The 15,566-nt window shown below is 59.2% G+C and carries 12 protein-coding genes; 8 read left to right on the forward strand and 4 right to left on the reverse strand.

From position 1 onward, the window contains the following. Positions 1-19: 19 nt before the first annotated feature. A complete protein-coding gene (locus EQV96_RS12270; protein WP_095001524.1) occupies positions 20-247 on the reverse strand; it encodes a hypothetical protein in 228 nt (75 codons plus the stop codon). Between the two features lie 270 nt (positions 248-517). Between EQV96_RS12270 and EQV96_RS12275 the strand changes: the two genes are divergently transcribed. The 8 genes from EQV96_RS12275 (at position 518) to EQV96_RS12310 (ending at position 11,934) form a co-directional block, all read left to right on the forward strand. Then, complete coding sequence (locus EQV96_RS12275) at positions 518-1,663, forward strand: efflux RND transporter periplasmic adaptor subunit (protein ID WP_095025446.1); 1,146 nt, start codon at positions 518-520, stop codon at positions 1,661-1,663. Beyond that, the gene (locus EQV96_RS12280; protein ID WP_095018300.1) at positions 1,660-4,755 is read left to right on the forward strand and encodes a multidrug efflux RND transporter permease subunit; all 3,096 of its coding nucleotides are present in this window, start codon (positions 1,660-1,662) and stop codon (positions 4,753-4,755) included. The genes EQV96_RS12275 and EQV96_RS12280 overlap by 4 nt, the downstream gene beginning before the upstream one ends. A gap of 8 nt (positions 4,756-4,763) precedes the next feature. After that, positions 4,764-5,438 carry a heavy metal response regulator transcription factor gene (locus EQV96_RS12285; protein ID WP_095001527.1) on the forward strand — a complete coding sequence of 225 codons (675 nt, stop codon included), beginning with the start codon at positions 4,764-4,766 and terminating at the stop codon, positions 5,436-5,438. A gap of 28 nt (positions 5,439-5,466) precedes the next feature. Then, the gene (locus EQV96_RS12290; RefSeq protein WP_095018366.1) at positions 5,467-6,810 is read left to right on the forward strand and encodes a heavy metal sensor histidine kinase; all 1,344 of its coding nucleotides are present in this window, start codon (positions 5,467-5,469) and stop codon (positions 6,808-6,810) included. Between the two features lie 229 nt (positions 6,811-7,039). Next, the gene (locus EQV96_RS12295; protein ID WP_095001528.1) at positions 7,040-7,264 is read left to right on the forward strand and encodes a hypothetical protein; all 225 of its coding nucleotides are present in this window, start codon (positions 7,040-7,042) and stop codon (positions 7,262-7,264) included. Positions 7,265-7,455: 191 nt separating this feature from the next. Further along, positions 7,456-8,775, forward strand: a complete 1,320-nt coding sequence (locus tag EQV96_RS12300; protein ID WP_095031980.1) for an OprD family porin — start codon at positions 7,456-7,458, stop codon at positions 8,773-8,775. Between the two features lie 85 nt (positions 8,776-8,860). Further along, positions 8,861-10,354, forward strand: coding sequence for a GGDEF domain-containing protein (locus EQV96_RS12305; RefSeq protein WP_095038589.1), 1,494 nt, complete (start codon positions 8,861-8,863; stop codon positions 10,352-10,354). A 35-nt stretch (positions 10,355-10,389) separates the two neighbouring features. Continuing rightward, positions 10,390-11,934: a sensor domain-containing diguanylate cyclase gene (locus tag EQV96_RS12310; RefSeq protein ID WP_306109649.1), complete on the forward strand. Its 1,545-nt coding sequence runs from the start codon at positions 10,390-10,392 to the stop codon at positions 11,932-11,934. A 50-nt stretch (positions 11,935-11,984) separates the two neighbouring features. On the opposite strand, the gene lpxC is transcribed toward EQV96_RS12310, so the two are convergent. The 3 genes from lpxC to ftsA form a co-directional block, all read right to left on the reverse strand. Continuing rightward, positions 11,985-12,896, reverse strand: coding sequence for a UDP-3-O-acyl-N-acetylglucosamine deacetylase (gene lpxC, locus EQV96_RS12315; protein WP_019823785.1), 912 nt, complete (start codon positions 12,894-12,896; stop codon positions 11,985-11,987). 112 nt (positions 12,897-13,008) lie between these two features. Beyond that, a complete protein-coding gene (gene ftsZ / locus EQV96_RS12320) occupies positions 13,009-14,223 on the reverse strand; it encodes a cell division protein FtsZ (RefSeq protein ID WP_095001531.1) in 1,215 nt (404 codons plus the stop codon). Positions 14,224-14,296: 73 nt separating this feature from the next. Next, the gene (gene ftsA, locus EQV96_RS12325; RefSeq protein ID WP_016779533.1) at positions 14,297-15,556 is read right to left on the reverse strand and encodes a cell division protein FtsA; all 1,260 of its coding nucleotides are present in this window, start codon (positions 15,554-15,556) and stop codon (positions 14,297-14,299) included. Positions 15,557-15,566: the final 10 nt, after the last annotated feature.

The raw sequence follows: 15,566 nt of genomic DNA on the forward strand, positions 1-15,566 counted from the left end.
CACTTTTTAGGGCATAAAATTAGCGTTTGCCCATGGTTTTGCGGGTGCCATGAGGGGGCGCGTTAGGGGTTTTATCATGACCGCCGAGGCCGCTTTTTTGGTAGTACGCCTTGCCCTGGGACTTGGCCTTGGCAAACTCCGATGGCTTGAACGGAAAAGTGAACGCAGGAATGACCGGTTTTTCCGGGGTATCGAGGTTCTCGGTGCTCACGGCATCAGGAGCGGTCGTTGGTGTAGGAGAAGTCATGAAAGCTCCGATATACGGGAAATAAACAGGCCGGATGGCGCAAGACCGCCCAGTATACCTGCGCACCCTGTATAGGTTGCACTCGCTGGTCGTAAAAATAATCCAACCCGCGGTGAAAACCCGTGACGTAGCAGCTGCCGAAGGAACGAGGCAGCTGCTACAAACCTTAAAGCTGTCACAAATGTCAGTTAGCCGTCACCGTTATGACCGGGTCCACACGCTATAACCTTTCTATAAGCCCCCATTCCACGCACACGGCGTCTATCCGGCATGCCCAATAAAACCAAAAAAATCTTGCTGGGCACGCTGCTGATTGCCCTGATGGGTAGCAGCGTCTGGTGGCTCAATCGCCCGGCGCCCGGCAAATCGGCAGGTAGCGCGCCAGTGCCGGTGCGGGTCGTGCAAGTCCTGCAACAGGATGTACCGCGCTATATCAACGGGATTGGCGCCGTACTGTCGCTGCACAGCGTCATCATACGTCCGCAAATCGACGGCATCCTCACGGGTATTCGGGTCAAGGAAGGCCAGACGGTCAAGGCTGGCGACCTGCTGGCTACTCTCGATGACCGCTCGATCAAGGCCAGCCTGGATCAGGCCAGGGCCCAACTGGGACAGAACCAGGCGCAACTGCAGGTCGCATTGGCCGACCTCAAGCGCTATCAGTTGTTGAGCGTGGACAATGGCGTGTCCCGGCAAACCCTCGATCAGCAGCAAGCCCTGGTCAATCAGCTCAAGGCTTCGGCACAGGGTGATCAGGCGGCGATTGCCGCGGCACAGGTGCAGTTGTCCTATACGCAAATCCAGTCCCCGGTCAGCGGGCGCGTGGGCATTCGCGCAGTAGATGCGGGTAACTTTCTAAGGGTCAGCGATGCCCAGGGGCTGTTTTCCGTGACCCAGATCGCCCCCATTGCCGTGGAGTTTTCCCTGCCCCAGCAGCACTTGCCCCTGCTCCACGACTTGCTCACGGCCAAACAACCGGCCCGGGTCAAAGCCTTTGTAGGCAATACCGACAGCAGCGGCACGCAACTGGGCGAGGGCCGCCTTAGCCTGATCGACAATCAGGTCTCGGCAACCACCGGCACAATCAAGGCCAAGGCTCAGTTCGACAACTCCACGCAAAGCTTGTGGCCGGGCCAGCTGGTCAATGTCGAAATCCAGACCGGACTGGACCGCAACGCGCTGGTGGTGCCACCGCAAGTGGTGCAGCGCGGGCTGGATAATTACTTCGTCTACCGGGTCAGCGGCGACAAGGTCGAAACCGTTCCCGTGCAGCTGACTTTTCAGGACACCGAACTGAGCATCATCACCGGCGTCAACCCCGGCGACACACTGGTCAGCGATGGCCAGTCGCGGCTCAAGTCCGGCTCGCGGGTTGAAGTCCTGAGCGGGCCAACGGCTGCCCGGGTGCAGCCATGACCCGCAGCCGCTCGGTGTCCGCCTGGTGTGTCGATCACCCGGTCGCCACGGTATTGCTGACCTTCGCCCTGGTGCTGGTGGGGCTGATTGCCTTTCCCCGGTTACCCGTGGCGCCCTTGCCCGAGGCGGAATTCCCGACCATCCAGGTATCTGCGCAATTGCCCGGCGCCAGCCCGGACACCATGGCGTCTTCGGTGGCAACGCCCCTGGAGGTGCAATTCAGCGCCATCCCCGGCATGACCCAGATGACCTCCAGCAGCGCCCTGGGCTCGACCACCCTGACCCTGCAATTCACCCTCGACAAAAGCATCGACACCGCCGCGCAAGAGGTTCAGGCAGCGATCAACACCGCGTCCGGCAAACTGCCCAAGGACATGCCGACCCTGCCGACCTGGAAGAAGGTCAACCCGGCCGACAGCCCGGTACTGATCCTCAGCATCAGTTCGCTGCAGATGCCAGGCACTGAACTGAGCGATTACGTCGAAACCCTGCTGGCCCGGCAAATCAGCCAGATTGATGGTGTGGGCCTGATCAATATCACCGGTCAGCAACGCCCGGCGATCCGCGTCCAGGCCTCGGCCGACAAGCTGGCGGCCATCGGCCTGACCCTGGCCGATATCCGCCTGGCGATCCAGCAAACCAGCCTCAACCTGGCCAAGGGCGCGCTGTATGGCCCGTCGAGCATTTCTACGCTGTCGACCAACGACCAGTTGTTCGACGCGGATGAATATGGCCAGTTAATCGTCTCGTACAAGGATGGCGCCCCCGTGCAGCTACGGGATGTGGCACGGGTTATCAACGGTTCCGAGAACGACTATGTTCAGGCCTGGTCGGGCCACCAGCCGGGGCTCAACCTGGTGATTTCGCGCCAGCCGGGGGCCAATATCGTCGACACGGTAGACCGCATCCAGGCCGCCCTGCCCGGTCTGCAGGCCATGCTCCCGGCTTCGGTCGAAGTGACGGTGCTGAGCGATCGCACCAAGACCATTCGCGCCTCCCTGCATGAAGTGGAAATCACCCTGCTGATCGCCGTGCTGCTGGTGGTTGCGGTGATGGCGCTGTTTTTGCGCCAGTGGTCGGCCACGCTGATTGTGTCGGCGGTACTCGGCGTGTCGCTGATCGCCAGTTTCGCACTGATGTATGTGCTGGGCTTCAGCCTCAACAACCTGACGCTGGTGGCCATTGTGGTGGCGGTGGGCTTTGTGGTGGACGATGCGATTGTGGTGGTGGAGAACATCCACCGCCATCTGGAAGCCGGAGAAAGCATGCGCGACGCAGCGATCAAGGGCTCCAGCGAGATCGGCTTTACCGTGGTATCCATCAGCGTCTCACTGGTGGCCGCATTTATCCCGCTGCTGTTTATGGGCGGGGTGGTCGGGCGGTTGTTCAAGGAGTTCGCCCTGACCGCGACCTCGACCATCATGATTTCCGTGGTGGTATCGCTGACCCTGGCGCCCACACTGGCCGCGCTGTTTATGCGCACACCGGAACACAAGCCCGATGCCAGGCCGGGCTTTGGCGAGCGCCTGCTGGGCCTCTATGAAAAAGGCCTGAAGCGGGCCCTTGCGCATCAGCGATTGATGCTGGGGATTTTCGCCGTGACCCTGGCCATGGCTATCGCCGGCTATGTGTTGATCCCCAAGGGCTTTTTTCCGGTGCAGGACACCGGCTTTGTACTCGGCACCACCGAGGCGGCGTCCGACATTTCATTCCCGGACATGACGCAAAAGCATCTGGCGCTGGCCGAGATCATCGGCAACGACCCGGCCGTGCAGGCGTTCTCCCATGCCGTGGGCGTGACCGGCAGCAACCAGACCATCGCCAACGGCCGCTTCTGGATTGCCCTCAAGGACCGCGGCCAGCGCGACGTGTCGGCCAGCGAATTTATCGACCGCATTCGCCCGCAACTGGCCAAGGTGCCTGGCATCGTGCTGTACCTGCGTGCCGGCCAGGATATCAACCTCAGCTCGGGCCCCAGTCGCAGTCAGTATCAATATGTGCTCAAGAGCAACGATGGTCCGACGCTCACCACCTGGACCCAGCGCCTGACCGAAAAACTGCGCGCCAATCCGGCCTTTCGAGATCTGTCCAACGACCTGCAACTGGGGGGCAGCATCACCCATATCAGCATTGACCGTAATGCGGCGGCGCGCTTTGGCCTGACCGCCACCGATGTCGATGAAGCACTGTACGACGCCTTCGGTCAGCGCCAGGTCAATGAGTTCCAGACCGAGACCAACCAGTACAACGTGATTCTGGAAGTCGACGCGCAGCAGCGCGGCAAGGCCGAAAGCCTCAATTACTTCTACCTGCGCTCGCCGCTGACCGGGGAAATGGTGCCGCTGTCGGCCGTGGCCAGGGTCGATGCGCCCATCAGCGGGCCGTTGTCCATCAGCCATGACGGCATGTTCCCGGCCGCCAACCTGTCGTTCAACCTCGCCCCCGGCGTGGCCCTGGGCGATGCGGTGCTGATGCTCAATCAGGCAAAAAACGACATCGGCATGCCCGGCACCATCAGTGGCAACTTCCAGGGCGCCGCCCAGGCCTTTCAAAGCTCGCTGGCCAGCCAGCCGTGGTTGATCCTCGCGGCGCTGGTGGCGGTGTATATCATTCTGGGGGTGCTGTACGAGAGCTTTGTACACCCGCTGACCATCATCTCCACCCTGCCCTCGGCCGGGCTTGGCGCGCTGCTGATGCTGTGGATATGTGGCCAGGATTTCTCGATCATGGCGCTGATCGGATTGGTGCTGCTGATCGGTATCGTCAAGAAAAACGGCATCCTGATGATCGACTTTGCCCTCGATGCCCAGCGCACCCGTGGCCTGAGCCCCGAAGAGGCTATCTACCAGGCGTGTATCACGCGGTTTCGGCCGATCATCATGACCACCCTCGCCGCGCTGCTCGGCGCCCTGCCGCTGATGCTGGGCTACGGCACCGGCGCCGAACTGCGCCAGCCACTGGGGATTGCCGTTGTCGGCGGGCTGCTGGTGAGCCAGGCGCTGACGCTGTTTACCACGCCGGTCATATACTTGTGGCTTGAACGACTGTTCCATCGTTCCAAACCCGTCAGCTTGCTGGCGACGAATCACTGAGGCGGGTCATGCGCGTTCTGATTATTGAAGATGAAGAAAAAACCGCCGACTACCTGCACCGCGGCCTGACCGAGCAGGGTTACACAGTGGATGTGGCCCGCGACGGCATCGAAGGTCTGCACTTGGCAATGGAGAGCGATTACGCCGTGATCGTGCTCGATGTGATGCTGCCTGGCCTCGATGGCTTTGGCGTACTGCGGGCCTTGCGCGCGCGCAAGCAAACCCCGGTGATCATGCTCACCGCCCGCGAACGGGTGGAAGACCGCATACGCGGGTTGCGCGAAGGCGCTGACGATTACCTGGGCAAACCGTTCTCGTTCCTGGAGCTGGTCGCCCGCCTGCAAGCCCTGACCCGCCGCAGCGGCGGTCACGAACCGGTGCAAGTGACCGTCGACGACCTGTGGATAGATCTGATCAGCCGCAAGGCCAGCCGCGCCGGAGCCCGCCTGGACCTGACCGCCAAGGAGTTTTCATTGCTCAGCGTGCTGGCCCGTCGTCAGGGCGAGATCCTGTCCAAGACCGCCATTGCCGAGATGGTCTGGGACATCAATTTCGACAGTGACGCCAACGTGGTCGAAGTGGCGATCAAGCGCTTGCGCGCCAAGCTCGACGGGCCATTCGAACACAAGCTGCTGCACACCATTCGCGGCATGGGCTACGTGCTGGAGCGGCGCAGTGTTTAAGCGCCCCGCCGCCCTGAACTCCATCGCCATGCGCCTGAGCGCAATGTTCGCCCTGGTGGCGTTGCTGGTGTTTGTGCTGATTGGTGGAGCGCTGTACCAGCAGGTCGACAAAAGTATCGGCCGCCTGCCTGAAGCAGAGCTGGATGCCCGCTACAGCGTGCTTGAGTCATCGATCAACCGCTACGGCAACGCCGAGCACTGGGCCAAGATGAGCACCAAGCTCAAGCTGCTCAGCGAAGAGGACAAACGCATCCGGTTTTGGGCGATCAGTTCAGACCCGGCCTATGAGTACGGCAACCCCGAGGCAGCCGTGCGCAAATTTGCCCAAGGACCCGTGGGCGTGCGGGACTTGCGCCTGCCCGGCCAGGCCTACCCGTTCAAAGTATTGATCAGCGAAATTCCAGCCAAAGAGCAGCGCCCGGCGCTGCGCTTTTTGATTGCCATCGATACCCAGACCTTTCGCCAGACCCAGCATCACTTGCTGCTTGCCCTGATAAGTCTGGCAACAATTGGCGTACTGCTGGCCTCATTGCTCGGCTATTGGGTGGCGCACATCGGCCTCAAGCCGCTGATCAAGCTGTCTGAAGAAGCGCAAAAGCTGGCTCCACCGCGCCTGTCGGGGCGTTTGCACCTGGCACCGCTGGCTCCGGAATTGGACCAACTGGTCAGTGCCTTCAATTCGACCCTGGACCGCGTCGAGCAGGCCTGGACCCGGCTGGAGTCATTCAATGCGGATGTGGCCCATGAACTGCGTTCGCCGCTGACCAATCTGATTGGCCAGACCCAGGTGGCGCTGACGCGGGGGCGTTCGGCCGAGCATTACTTTGAAGTGCTGCAGTCGAACCTCGAAGAGCTTGAGCGCCTGCGCAGCATCATCAACGACATGCTGTTCCTGGCCAGCGCCGATCAGGGCAGCAAGGCCAGCAAGCTGTCGAGCGCCTCCCTGGCTGATGAAGTGGCGACCACCCTGGAGTATCTGGAGTTTATTCTTGAAGACGCCCGGGTTGTGGTGCGGGTCAGCGGCGATGCCCGGGTCAATATCGAAAAACCCCACCTGCGCCGGGCGCTGATCAACTTGCTGAACAATGCCGTGCAGCACACCGAAGCCGGGCAAACGATCGAGGTGTCGATCGAGCAGAATTCCGGGCGGGCCATAATCAGCATCAGCAACCCCGGCCTACCGATTGCCGCAGAACACTTGCCGCGCTTGTTCGAGCGTTTCTACCGGGTGGACGCGGCCCGCCACAACAGCGGTGCCAACCACGGGCTGGGGTTGGCCATCGTCAAGGCGATTGCACAGATGCATGGCGGCGAGGTGTTTGTGCACAGCGACGGCGGGCGCAATACATTCGGGTTGGATCTGCCCGCTTGACCTGTAGCACTGTAGATACTCTGTTGCAGGTCAAGCCCTATTGTGGGAGCGAGCAGGCTCGCTCCCACAGTTGCAGTTTTCCTGTAGCTGCCGAGGCTCTAGTCCACGGCCCTCGCATTTGTTACTCAAAACGCAAAAGTCCTTGTCTAAAACAAGGCTTTTTCGCCCCTGCCTGGCGCTATAGATTTAACCCATCACACAGCACTTGCTAAGCAAGAAGGTCTTTGAAATGTCCAGCAGTATGGGTATGGCTAGCGTTTTCGTTTTGTCGTCTTTGTTGTTGTCGCCTTTGGCCATGGCGGAAGAGTCCCCTGCATTCGTCGCACAAAATGCGGCCCGCGCGGCATCGTTTGAACAGCATCAGGCAGAGCTGACAGCACGCCATCAAAACGACGCAAAACCGCAGCCTACACAGGCAAAAGCCAGTGTTTCCGATCAAGCCAAAGACAGCTGATTGCTCACTCGCAGACTTCCCGACCCAGTCGGTCATCTGTCACACATGTGACTGACTGTTTCAAAAGCCGCTATCATAGCGGCTTTTTTTTGTTTTAAAAAAAGCGCTGCCAACACTGGGAGCCCTTCGAACAAGAACAGAATTTGCAAAGAAAATAAAAACTGCCGCCACTTTCAAGGAGCAACAAACTGGTGAAGTACTCACACAAACTCAGTCCGTTATTCATTGCCCTGGCTGCAACGATCCCCACCTACGCCCACGCCGACGAAGACTCAACCAAAGACGGTTTTATCGAAGGTTCCAGCCTTAAGATCCACGCCCGCAATTACTATATGAACCACGATATCCGCAGCCCCCATGCTGATGACAGCAAGGAATGGGGCCAGGGTTTTGTCGGCAAGTTCGAGTCGGGCTTCACCCAGGGTACGGTAGGCTTCGGCCTGGATGCCTACGCCTTGCTCGGGCTCAAGCTCGATGGCGGTGGTGGCACCGATGGCAGCAGCATCCTGCCAGTCAGTGATGGCAACGGCAAAGCGCCTACCGCCTTTTCGTCTGCCGGTGCCGCACTGAAAATCCGCGCCTTCGATACCGAGCTCAAAGCCGGTGATATGTTCCTCACCAATCCGGTAATAGCCGGCGGTGAAACCCGCATGTTGCCGCAGACCTTTCGCGGTGTCAGCCTGACCAACACCAGCTTCGAAGGCTGGATGTTCGAAGGCGGCCAGGTCAGTTTTGAAAAACCTTACAACCAGAGTGGCATGCGCCGCCTGACCACCACCTACGGTGACCTGGGCGATCAAAGCAGCAAGCACATCACCTGGGCCGGCGCGTCCTGGAGCGGCGTGCCAGAAATCACCAGCAACCTCTACGCCGCCCAGTTGCAGGATATCTGGAACCAGTACTACTACGACTTTGACTACACCTGGGAGATGAGCGAGGGCATCACCCTCAACCCCGGCCTGCACTACTATCACACCCAGGACACCGGCAAGGCCCTGCTGGGCGATATCGACAACAACACCTTCAGCCTGCACCTGGCCCTCGGCATTGACGGCCACAAGGTGACCGCGGTGTACCAGCGGGTCAATGGCAACACGCCTTTCGACTATATCTATCAGGGCGACAGCGTTTACCTGGACAACTCGCAGCAATATTCGGACTTCAACGGCCCGAACGAGCGTTCCTGGAAGCTGCAATATGAGTATGACTTTGCCGGCCTCGGAATCGCCGGCCTGACCGCCAGTGCGTCGTATTCACGGGGTGAGCTGGACCTGACCAAGGCCGACCCCGACAGCATCGGCTACAGCAACTGGTACAACCCGGAAGGCAAGAACGCCCATCACTGGGAACGCGACCTGGGCCTCAAGTACGTGATCCAGGAAGGCAAGGCCAAGGATCTGGCAGTGACCCTGCGCTGGGCCACCAACCGCGGCAACACCGCCTACCAGAGCGTGGACAGCGATGTGGATGAGTATCGGGTGATCATCGACTATCCTATTGATGTGTTTTAATCCATGAACAAAGGGCCAGCGTAAAGCTGGCCTTTTCATATGATTGCGTTCATTTTATGGGGCCGAACCCAGGGCGACAATGAGCATGGCCATCAAGCATATCTTGCGCAGTAACGTGCTGACCCTACGCCTGCTGATCGGCGCCACAAGCGTTTCAATCATTGCCATTCTGAGCATCGTCAGCTTCCTGCTGGTACGCGAACACCGCACCGCAGAACTGGCCGCCATCCGCACTTCCCTCAATATCGTGCAGTTGGTCGGGCGTGACGTTCAAAACACGGTAAATCTCTACGACTCAGCGCTCAACGCACTGATCGACGTATCAAAACGCAGCGACCTGAACAGTGTCTCCCTGCCGCTGAAACATATGCTGTTGTTCGATAAAGCCGAACAGACCCCGGCCAATGGCGGCTTTTACCTGCTCAATGCCCAAGGCGACCTGGTCGCCGACTCACGCACTGAAGTCAGCCCCAAAGAAAACTTCAGCCACTGGCCAAGCTTTGTGGAACACCGTGACTCCAACAGCCCCAACCTGTTTATCTCCCACCCTTTTGACTCAGCTGAAAACGATGGCATTTGCTGCATCAGCTTCAGCCGGCGGATTTCCGGGCCTGACGGCAGGTTTCTCGGCGTCGCGGTGGCGCAGATGAAGCTGGATTATTTCAAGAACCTGTTCCAGAGGCTCGACCTGGAACCCCATGGGTTTATCCGTCTGATCAGTACCGATGGCACGCCACTGACCCAGCATCCGGAACCGGCATCCGCCGACGCGCACACCAACCTGAGCAACAACCCCGTGTTTGTCCGCTTTCTGCAAGAACACAGAGGCAGTTTTATCGCCCTCTCCAGCATTGATGGCGATGAGCGGCTGTACAATTTTTCCGAGGTCGGTGACCTGCCGTTGATTGTGGTGGTCTCACTGGCCACTGAGGATGTGTTCAGCGCCTGGAGGCGCAACGCCATTTTGGTCGGTATCGGTACGCTATTGTTGTGTAGCGCCCTGCTTACGCTCACCTGGCTGCTGGGTCGTGAATTGCATTTGCGTCAACGCGCCGAGCGCCAGCTCGAAGCGCTGGCAACCACCGACCCGCTGACCGGGCTGGCCAACCGCCGCAAGCTGGACCAGACCCTGGAACAGGAATGGCGGCGGGCGCAGCGCTCAGGCAAGCCGCTGTCGCTGATCATGTTTGACATTGACCATTTCAAGAATTTCAACGACACCTATGGCCATCAGGACGGTGACGAGGCCTTGAAACGTGTGGCACGGACTATCCAGCAGTGCATGCACCGTTCCACCGATCTGGCGGCCCGTTATGGTGGCGAAGAGTTTGCAGTGGTGCTGAGCGATACCGATGCCAGTGGCGCGTACAACCTGGCACAGAGCATCCGCCAGGCCGTCGAACAACTGGAACCGTTAACGCCCTCCCATCGCCGGCTCACCACCAGCATGGGGGTCAGTACCTGCCAGGTTAAACCGGGCGACCAGCTAGCAGGCTTGATCAACAGCGCCGATCAGGCCCTGTATCAGGCCAAGAAGGCCGGGCGCAATTGCGTAATCAGTGCAGCAGAGTTGTCCTGAGTGAGTGCCAGCCTTGAATGAAAGGCCCGCTGTACATGGTTTTTTCTTCAGAGGGTCAAGCCATTAAATATCATCTGCGCACACCGGTTATCACCCGCCGCATGCTGGTCTGGGCCAGCGCCTTGTCGGTGGTTGCGATTGTGAACATCGTCGGCTACCTGCTGGTCAGGGAATACCGCAATACCGAAGATGATGCGGCTCGCTCTGCCTTGAATATCGTGCAGCTGATCAGCCGTGATATCCGCAATACCATTTCCACCTATGACTCGGCGCTCAACAGCCTGGTCAGCCTGGTGCAAAGCCAGGCGCTGGCCTCGCTTTCGCCGCAGACACAACAACCCCTGCTTTTCGACAGAGCGGCCGAGGCGCCGTCCAATGCCGGTTTTTTTGTGCTGGATGCCGACGGCAAGGTGATTGCCGGCTCACGCCCGGTCGAGCCCCTGCTCAACAACGCTCGCCAACAGTCCTGGTTCAAGGTTCATCTCAAGGGGCAAACTGAAGGCATCTTTATCAGCCGCCCCTTGCCTGCCAGCGATGCCCCCAATGACTGGAGCCTGGTACTCAGCCGCAGGATCACTACCCCGGACGGCAGGTTTGGCGGCGTCGCCGTGGCCCTGATGAAGATGAGCTACTTTCAGAACCTGTTTCGCGGCCTGGACCTGGGCCCGAAGGGTAATATCAGCCTGGTCAGCAGCGAAGGCATCATGCTGATCCAGTACCCGGCCACCACCATGTTCTATACCGGCCAGGACCTGGGGCACACGCCGATCTTCCTGCGTTTTCTGACCGAGCGCCACGGCAGCTTTACCGCCGTGTCCGGTATCTATCACCTGCAGCGCCTCTACAACTTCGCCCAGATCAGCGAGTTACCCTTGCTGGTGGTGGTGGCTTTGTCCACCGAGCATATATTCAGCAACTGGCGACACACGGCCCTGTTGATCGGCAGCGCAACCCTGCTGCTGTGCCTGGGCCTGCTGTGGCTGACCTGGCTGCTGGTACGCGAATTGCGCCTGCGCCAGCGCGCCGAAGGCGAACTCGCGGCCCTGGCCGCCACCGACCCGCTGACCGGACTGGCCAACCGGCGCATGCTGGACAAGACCCTGGATCTGGAATGGCGCCGCGCACAACGTACAGGCGCGCCGCTGTCACTGATCATGATTGATATCGACCACTTCAAGCCCTTCAACGATGCTTATGGTCATCAGGCAGGGGATGAGGCCCTGCGCCAGGTCGCCCGGGTCATCAAGGCCAATGTGCGACGCCCCGCCGACCTGGTGGCCCGCTACGGCGGTGAAGAGTTCGCGGTGGTGCTGACCGAAACCGACGCGGCAGGCACGCGCCTGCTGGCAGAAAAAATTCGCGCCGCGGTTGAGCAAATGGAGCCGGTCGACCCCACCACCAAAAAACTCACTGTGAGCCTGGGCGCCTGCACCCGCTACGCCAAACCCGGCGACGACCGGGAAGAACTGCTCAGCACTGCCGACAAAGCGCTTTATCAGGCCAAAAAACGCGGGCGCAATCGGGTGATGGATATCAATGAAACCGGCCTGAATGCGCTGAAACCTAAAAACGAAACATAAAAAAAGGCCACCCGAGGGTGGCCTTCAAAAACTAGAGAAAGAAGTTTTACTTAAACTGCCGCAACCGGACGCATATACGAAATCGGTGCAGTGCTGGCATCTTCAAAGGTCACGACTTCCCACGCATCGGTCTGTTCAAGCAGCTTGCGAATCAGCTGGTTGTTCAGTGCATGGCCAGACTTGAAGCCCTTGAATTCACCGATCAGGCTATTGCCCAACAGGTAAAGGTCGCCAATTGCATCGAGGATCTTGTGCTTCACGAATTCGTCTTCATAGCGAAGGCCGTCTTCGTTCAGTACACCATCCGCGTCGACCACGATGGCGTTTTCCACGCTACCGCCGAGTGCGAGGTTGTGCTTGCGCAGGTACTCGATATCACTCATGAAACCAAAGGTACGCGCGCGGCTGACTTCTTTTACAAACGAAGTGCTGGAAAAATCCACGGTTGCACTTTGGGTGCGGTTACGGAAAACCGGGTGATCGAAATCGATCTCGAAGCTCACCTTGAAGCCTTCGAAAGGGACGAAAGTGGCGCGCTTGTCGCCATCTTCCACTGTCACTTCACGCAGGATGCGGATGAACTTCTTCGGCGCGTCCTGTTCTTCCAGGCCGGCAGATTGAATCAAGAACACGAAAGGTCCGGCGCTACCGTCCATAATCGGGACTTCAGACGCGGAGAGTTCGACGTAGGCGTTATCGATCCCCAGGCCAGCCATGGCCGAGAGCAGGTGCTCTACCGTGTCTACTTTTACATCGCCGTTGACCAGCGTGGTCGACATCGTCGTCTCGCCGACGTTTTCCGCGCGCGCAGGGATCTGCACAACAGGGTCAAGGTCTGCACGACAAAACACGATGCCGGTGTCCACAGGCGCAGGCTTGAGGGTCAGGTAGACCTTCTCACCGGAGTGCAGGCCGACACCTGTGGCACGGATAATATTTTTCAGGGTGCGTTGTTTAATCATGGCATTGGCCGCTTCAGCGCAAATTGCGAACTGGTATCAACAAAGGCTGGCGATAATAGCAGACCGAGCCTTTGCTGAACACCAATCACCTTAATACCCCTGATTGATTTCATTAATCAGCCTGGCGACGCAGGAAAGCCGGGATGTCCAGGTAATCCAGATCATCTTGCGGATTGAGCTTGGCAGCAGTCGTCGCGCCTTGCTGGGCCTGGTTGCGCATCACGGTCGGGCGATCCAGATCACGGTAGTTGACCACCGGTTGTTCCTGACGCTCGGTACGGGTTTCCTGACGAACAGGGGCGCTGTGTGCTGCCGAAGCTGCGTACGAAGCCTGCAGGGTGTTGTCGACAACCTTGACCGGCTTCTCGATTTTTGCACCCAGACCGGTAGCAACCACAGTGACATGCAGCTCGTCACGCATGTCCGGATCGATAACAGTACCGACCTTGACCATTGCGTGTTCCGAAGCGAAGGCTTCGATGATGCTGCCCACGTCGGAGTACTCACCCAGGGACAGGTCAGGGCCGGCGGTGATGTTTACCAGGATGCCGCGAGCGCCTTCCAGGTTCACGTCTTCGAGCAACGGGTTGCGAATGGCCGCTTCGGTGGCCTCACGTGCACGGTTCGGACCGCTGGCGCAGCCAGTGCCCATCATCGCCATGCCCATTTCGCTCATCACGGTGCGTACGTCGGCAAAGTCGACGTTGATCATGCCCGGACGCTTGATGATGTCGGAGATACCGCGAACGGCACCGGCCAGTACGTCATCGGCCTTGGCGAACGCAGACAGTAGGCTTGCGTCTTTACCCAGGATGGTGAGCAGTTTTTCGTTCGGAATCGTAATCAACGAATCGACGCTTTCGGACAGCAGACGAATACCTTCGTCGGCGATCTGCATGCGCTTGCGACCTTCGAACGGGAACGGACGGGTCACCACCGCAACGGTGAGGATGCCCATTTCCTTGGCCACTTCGGCAATGATCGGCGCAGCACCGGTACCGGTACCACCGCCCATGCCCGTGGTGATGAACACCATGTTGGTGCCCTGCAACACTTCAGCGATACGCTCGCGGTCTTCCAGGGCAGCCTGACGACCGACCTCAGGGTTCGCGCCGGCACCCAGGCCCTTGGTCACGCCAGTGCCCAGTTGCAGGATGGTACGCGCACCAATGCTTTTGAGCGCTTGTGCGTCTGTGTTGGCGCAGATGAATTCCACGCCTTCGATGTTGCTCTTAACCATGTGGTTAACAGCATTGCCACCGCCACCACCAACACCGATAACTTTGATTACCGGGCTTTGCGGGATGTTGTCTACGAGTTCGAACATGGTCCCTCTCCTTTCATTTCTCTAGTTTTTTTCGCCTACTTCTACCGCTTTGAATCTGTTTACAGCTCAAGCTTTAAAAGTTGCCCTGTACCCAGCGCTTGAGGCGCTCAAGCACAGGGGCTTTTTGTTCGTCACTGCTGTAGTTGTCGCGGTTGCTGATACCCGATATCGAAATACCGTCTGACTGCTTTTGCAGCCCGTACAACAACAAGCCCACAGCGGTGGAATAAATCGGATTGCGCACAACGTCGGTGAGGCCCTTGAAACTGTGCGGCACACCCAGACGGACCGGCATGTGGAAGATCTCTTCGGCCAGTTCGACCGCGCCTTCCATCTTTGAAGTACCACCGGTCAACACGATGCCCGCCGGAATCAGGTCTTCGTAACCGCTGCGACGCAGCTCGGCCTGAATCAGGGTGAACAGCTCGTCGTAACGCGGCTCGACCACTTCGGCCAGGGCCTGACGGGACAGTTCACGGGGTGGGCGATCGCCCACGCTTGGCACCTTGATGGTTTCGCCGGCACCGGCCAGTTTGGCCAGTGCACAGGCGTAACGAATCTTGATTTCTTCGGCATATTGCGTTGGTGTACGCAGCGCCATGGCGATGTCGTTGGTCACCTGGTCACCGGCAATCGGGATCACTGCCGTATGGCGAATCGCGCCTTCGGTGAAGATCGCGATGTCGGTGGTGCCGCCGCCGATATCAACCAGGCAAACGCCCAGTTCTTTTTCGTCATCGGTCAGTACCGAGTAAGCCGATGCCAACTGCTCAAGGATGATGTCGTCCACCTCAAGGCCACAGCGGCGTACACACTTCTCGATGTTTTGCGCGGCATTCACGGCGCAGGTCACGACGTGAACCTTGGCTTCAAGACGTACGCCCGACATGCCCAGTGGCTCACGTACGCCTTCCTGGTTATCGATCACATAGTCCTGCGCCAGGGTGTGCAGCACACGCTGGTCAGCCGGGATCGCGACAGCCTGGGCGGCGTCGAGGACGCGCTCAAGGTCGGCGGTGCTGACTTCACGATCACGAATCGCCACGATGCCGTGGGAATTCAGGCTGCGGATGTGATTGCCGGCCACGCCGACAAATGCCGAGTGAATCCGGCAACCGGCCATCAGCTGCGCTTCTTCGATGGCGCGCTGGATCGATTGCACGGTGGACTCGATGTTCACCACCACGCCTTTCTTCAGGCCACGGGACGGGTGCGTGCCAATACCGACGATTTCGATCGTGCCGTCTTCACCGACCTCGCCTACCAGCGCAACCACCTTGGAGGTGCCGATATCGAGGCCGACGATCATTTTGCCGCTTTGCACATTTGCCATGGGTCCTGCC

It is taken from the genome of Pseudomonas sp. TMW22080 (assembly GCF_022496745.1).
Taxonomy (GTDB): Bacteria; Pseudomonadota; Gammaproteobacteria; order Pseudomonadales; family Pseudomonadaceae; genus Aquipseudomonas; species Aquipseudomonas bubulae.

What these genes read in the sequence shown, in the direction of transcription:
- EQV96_RS12270 (WP_095001524.1), bottom strand. Translation starts at nt 247, where the DNA reads ATGACTTCTCCTACACCAACGACCGCTCCTGATGCCGTGAGCACCGAG.
- EQV96_RS12275 (WP_095025446.1), top strand. Translation starts at nt 518, where the DNA reads ATGCCCAATAAAACCAAAAAAATCTTGCTGGGCACGCTGCTGATTGCC.
- EQV96_RS12280 (WP_095018300.1), top strand. Translation starts at nt 1,660, where the DNA reads ATGACCCGCAGCCGCTCGGTGTCCGCCTGGTGTGTCGATCACCCGGTC.
- EQV96_RS12285 (WP_095001527.1), top strand. Translation starts at nt 4,764, where the DNA reads ATGCGCGTTCTGATTATTGAAGATGAAGAAAAAACCGCCGACTACCTG.
- EQV96_RS12290 (WP_095018366.1), top strand. Translation starts at nt 5,467, where the DNA reads ATGCGCCTGAGCGCAATGTTCGCCCTGGTGGCGTTGCTGGTGTTTGTG.
- EQV96_RS12295 (WP_095001528.1), top strand. Translation starts at nt 7,040, where the DNA reads ATGTCCAGCAGTATGGGTATGGCTAGCGTTTTCGTTTTGTCGTCTTTG.
- EQV96_RS12305 (WP_095038589.1), top strand. Translation starts at nt 8,861, where the DNA reads ATGGCCATCAAGCATATCTTGCGCAGTAACGTGCTGACCCTACGCCTG.
- EQV96_RS12310 (WP_306109649.1), top strand. Translation starts at nt 10,390, where the DNA reads ATGGTTTTTTCTTCAGAGGGTCAAGCCATTAAATATCATCTGCGCACA.
- lpxC (WP_019823785.1), bottom strand. Translation starts at nt 12,896, where the DNA reads ATGATTAAACAACGCACCCTGAAAAATATTATCCGTGCCACAGGTGTC.
- ftsZ (WP_095001531.1), bottom strand. Translation starts at nt 14,223, where the DNA reads ATGTTCGAACTCGTAGACAACATCCCGCAAAGCCCGGTAATCAAAGTT.
- ftsA (WP_016779533.1), bottom strand. Translation starts at nt 15,556, where the DNA reads ATGGCAAATGTGCAAAGCGGCAAAATGATCGTCGGCCTCGATATCGGC.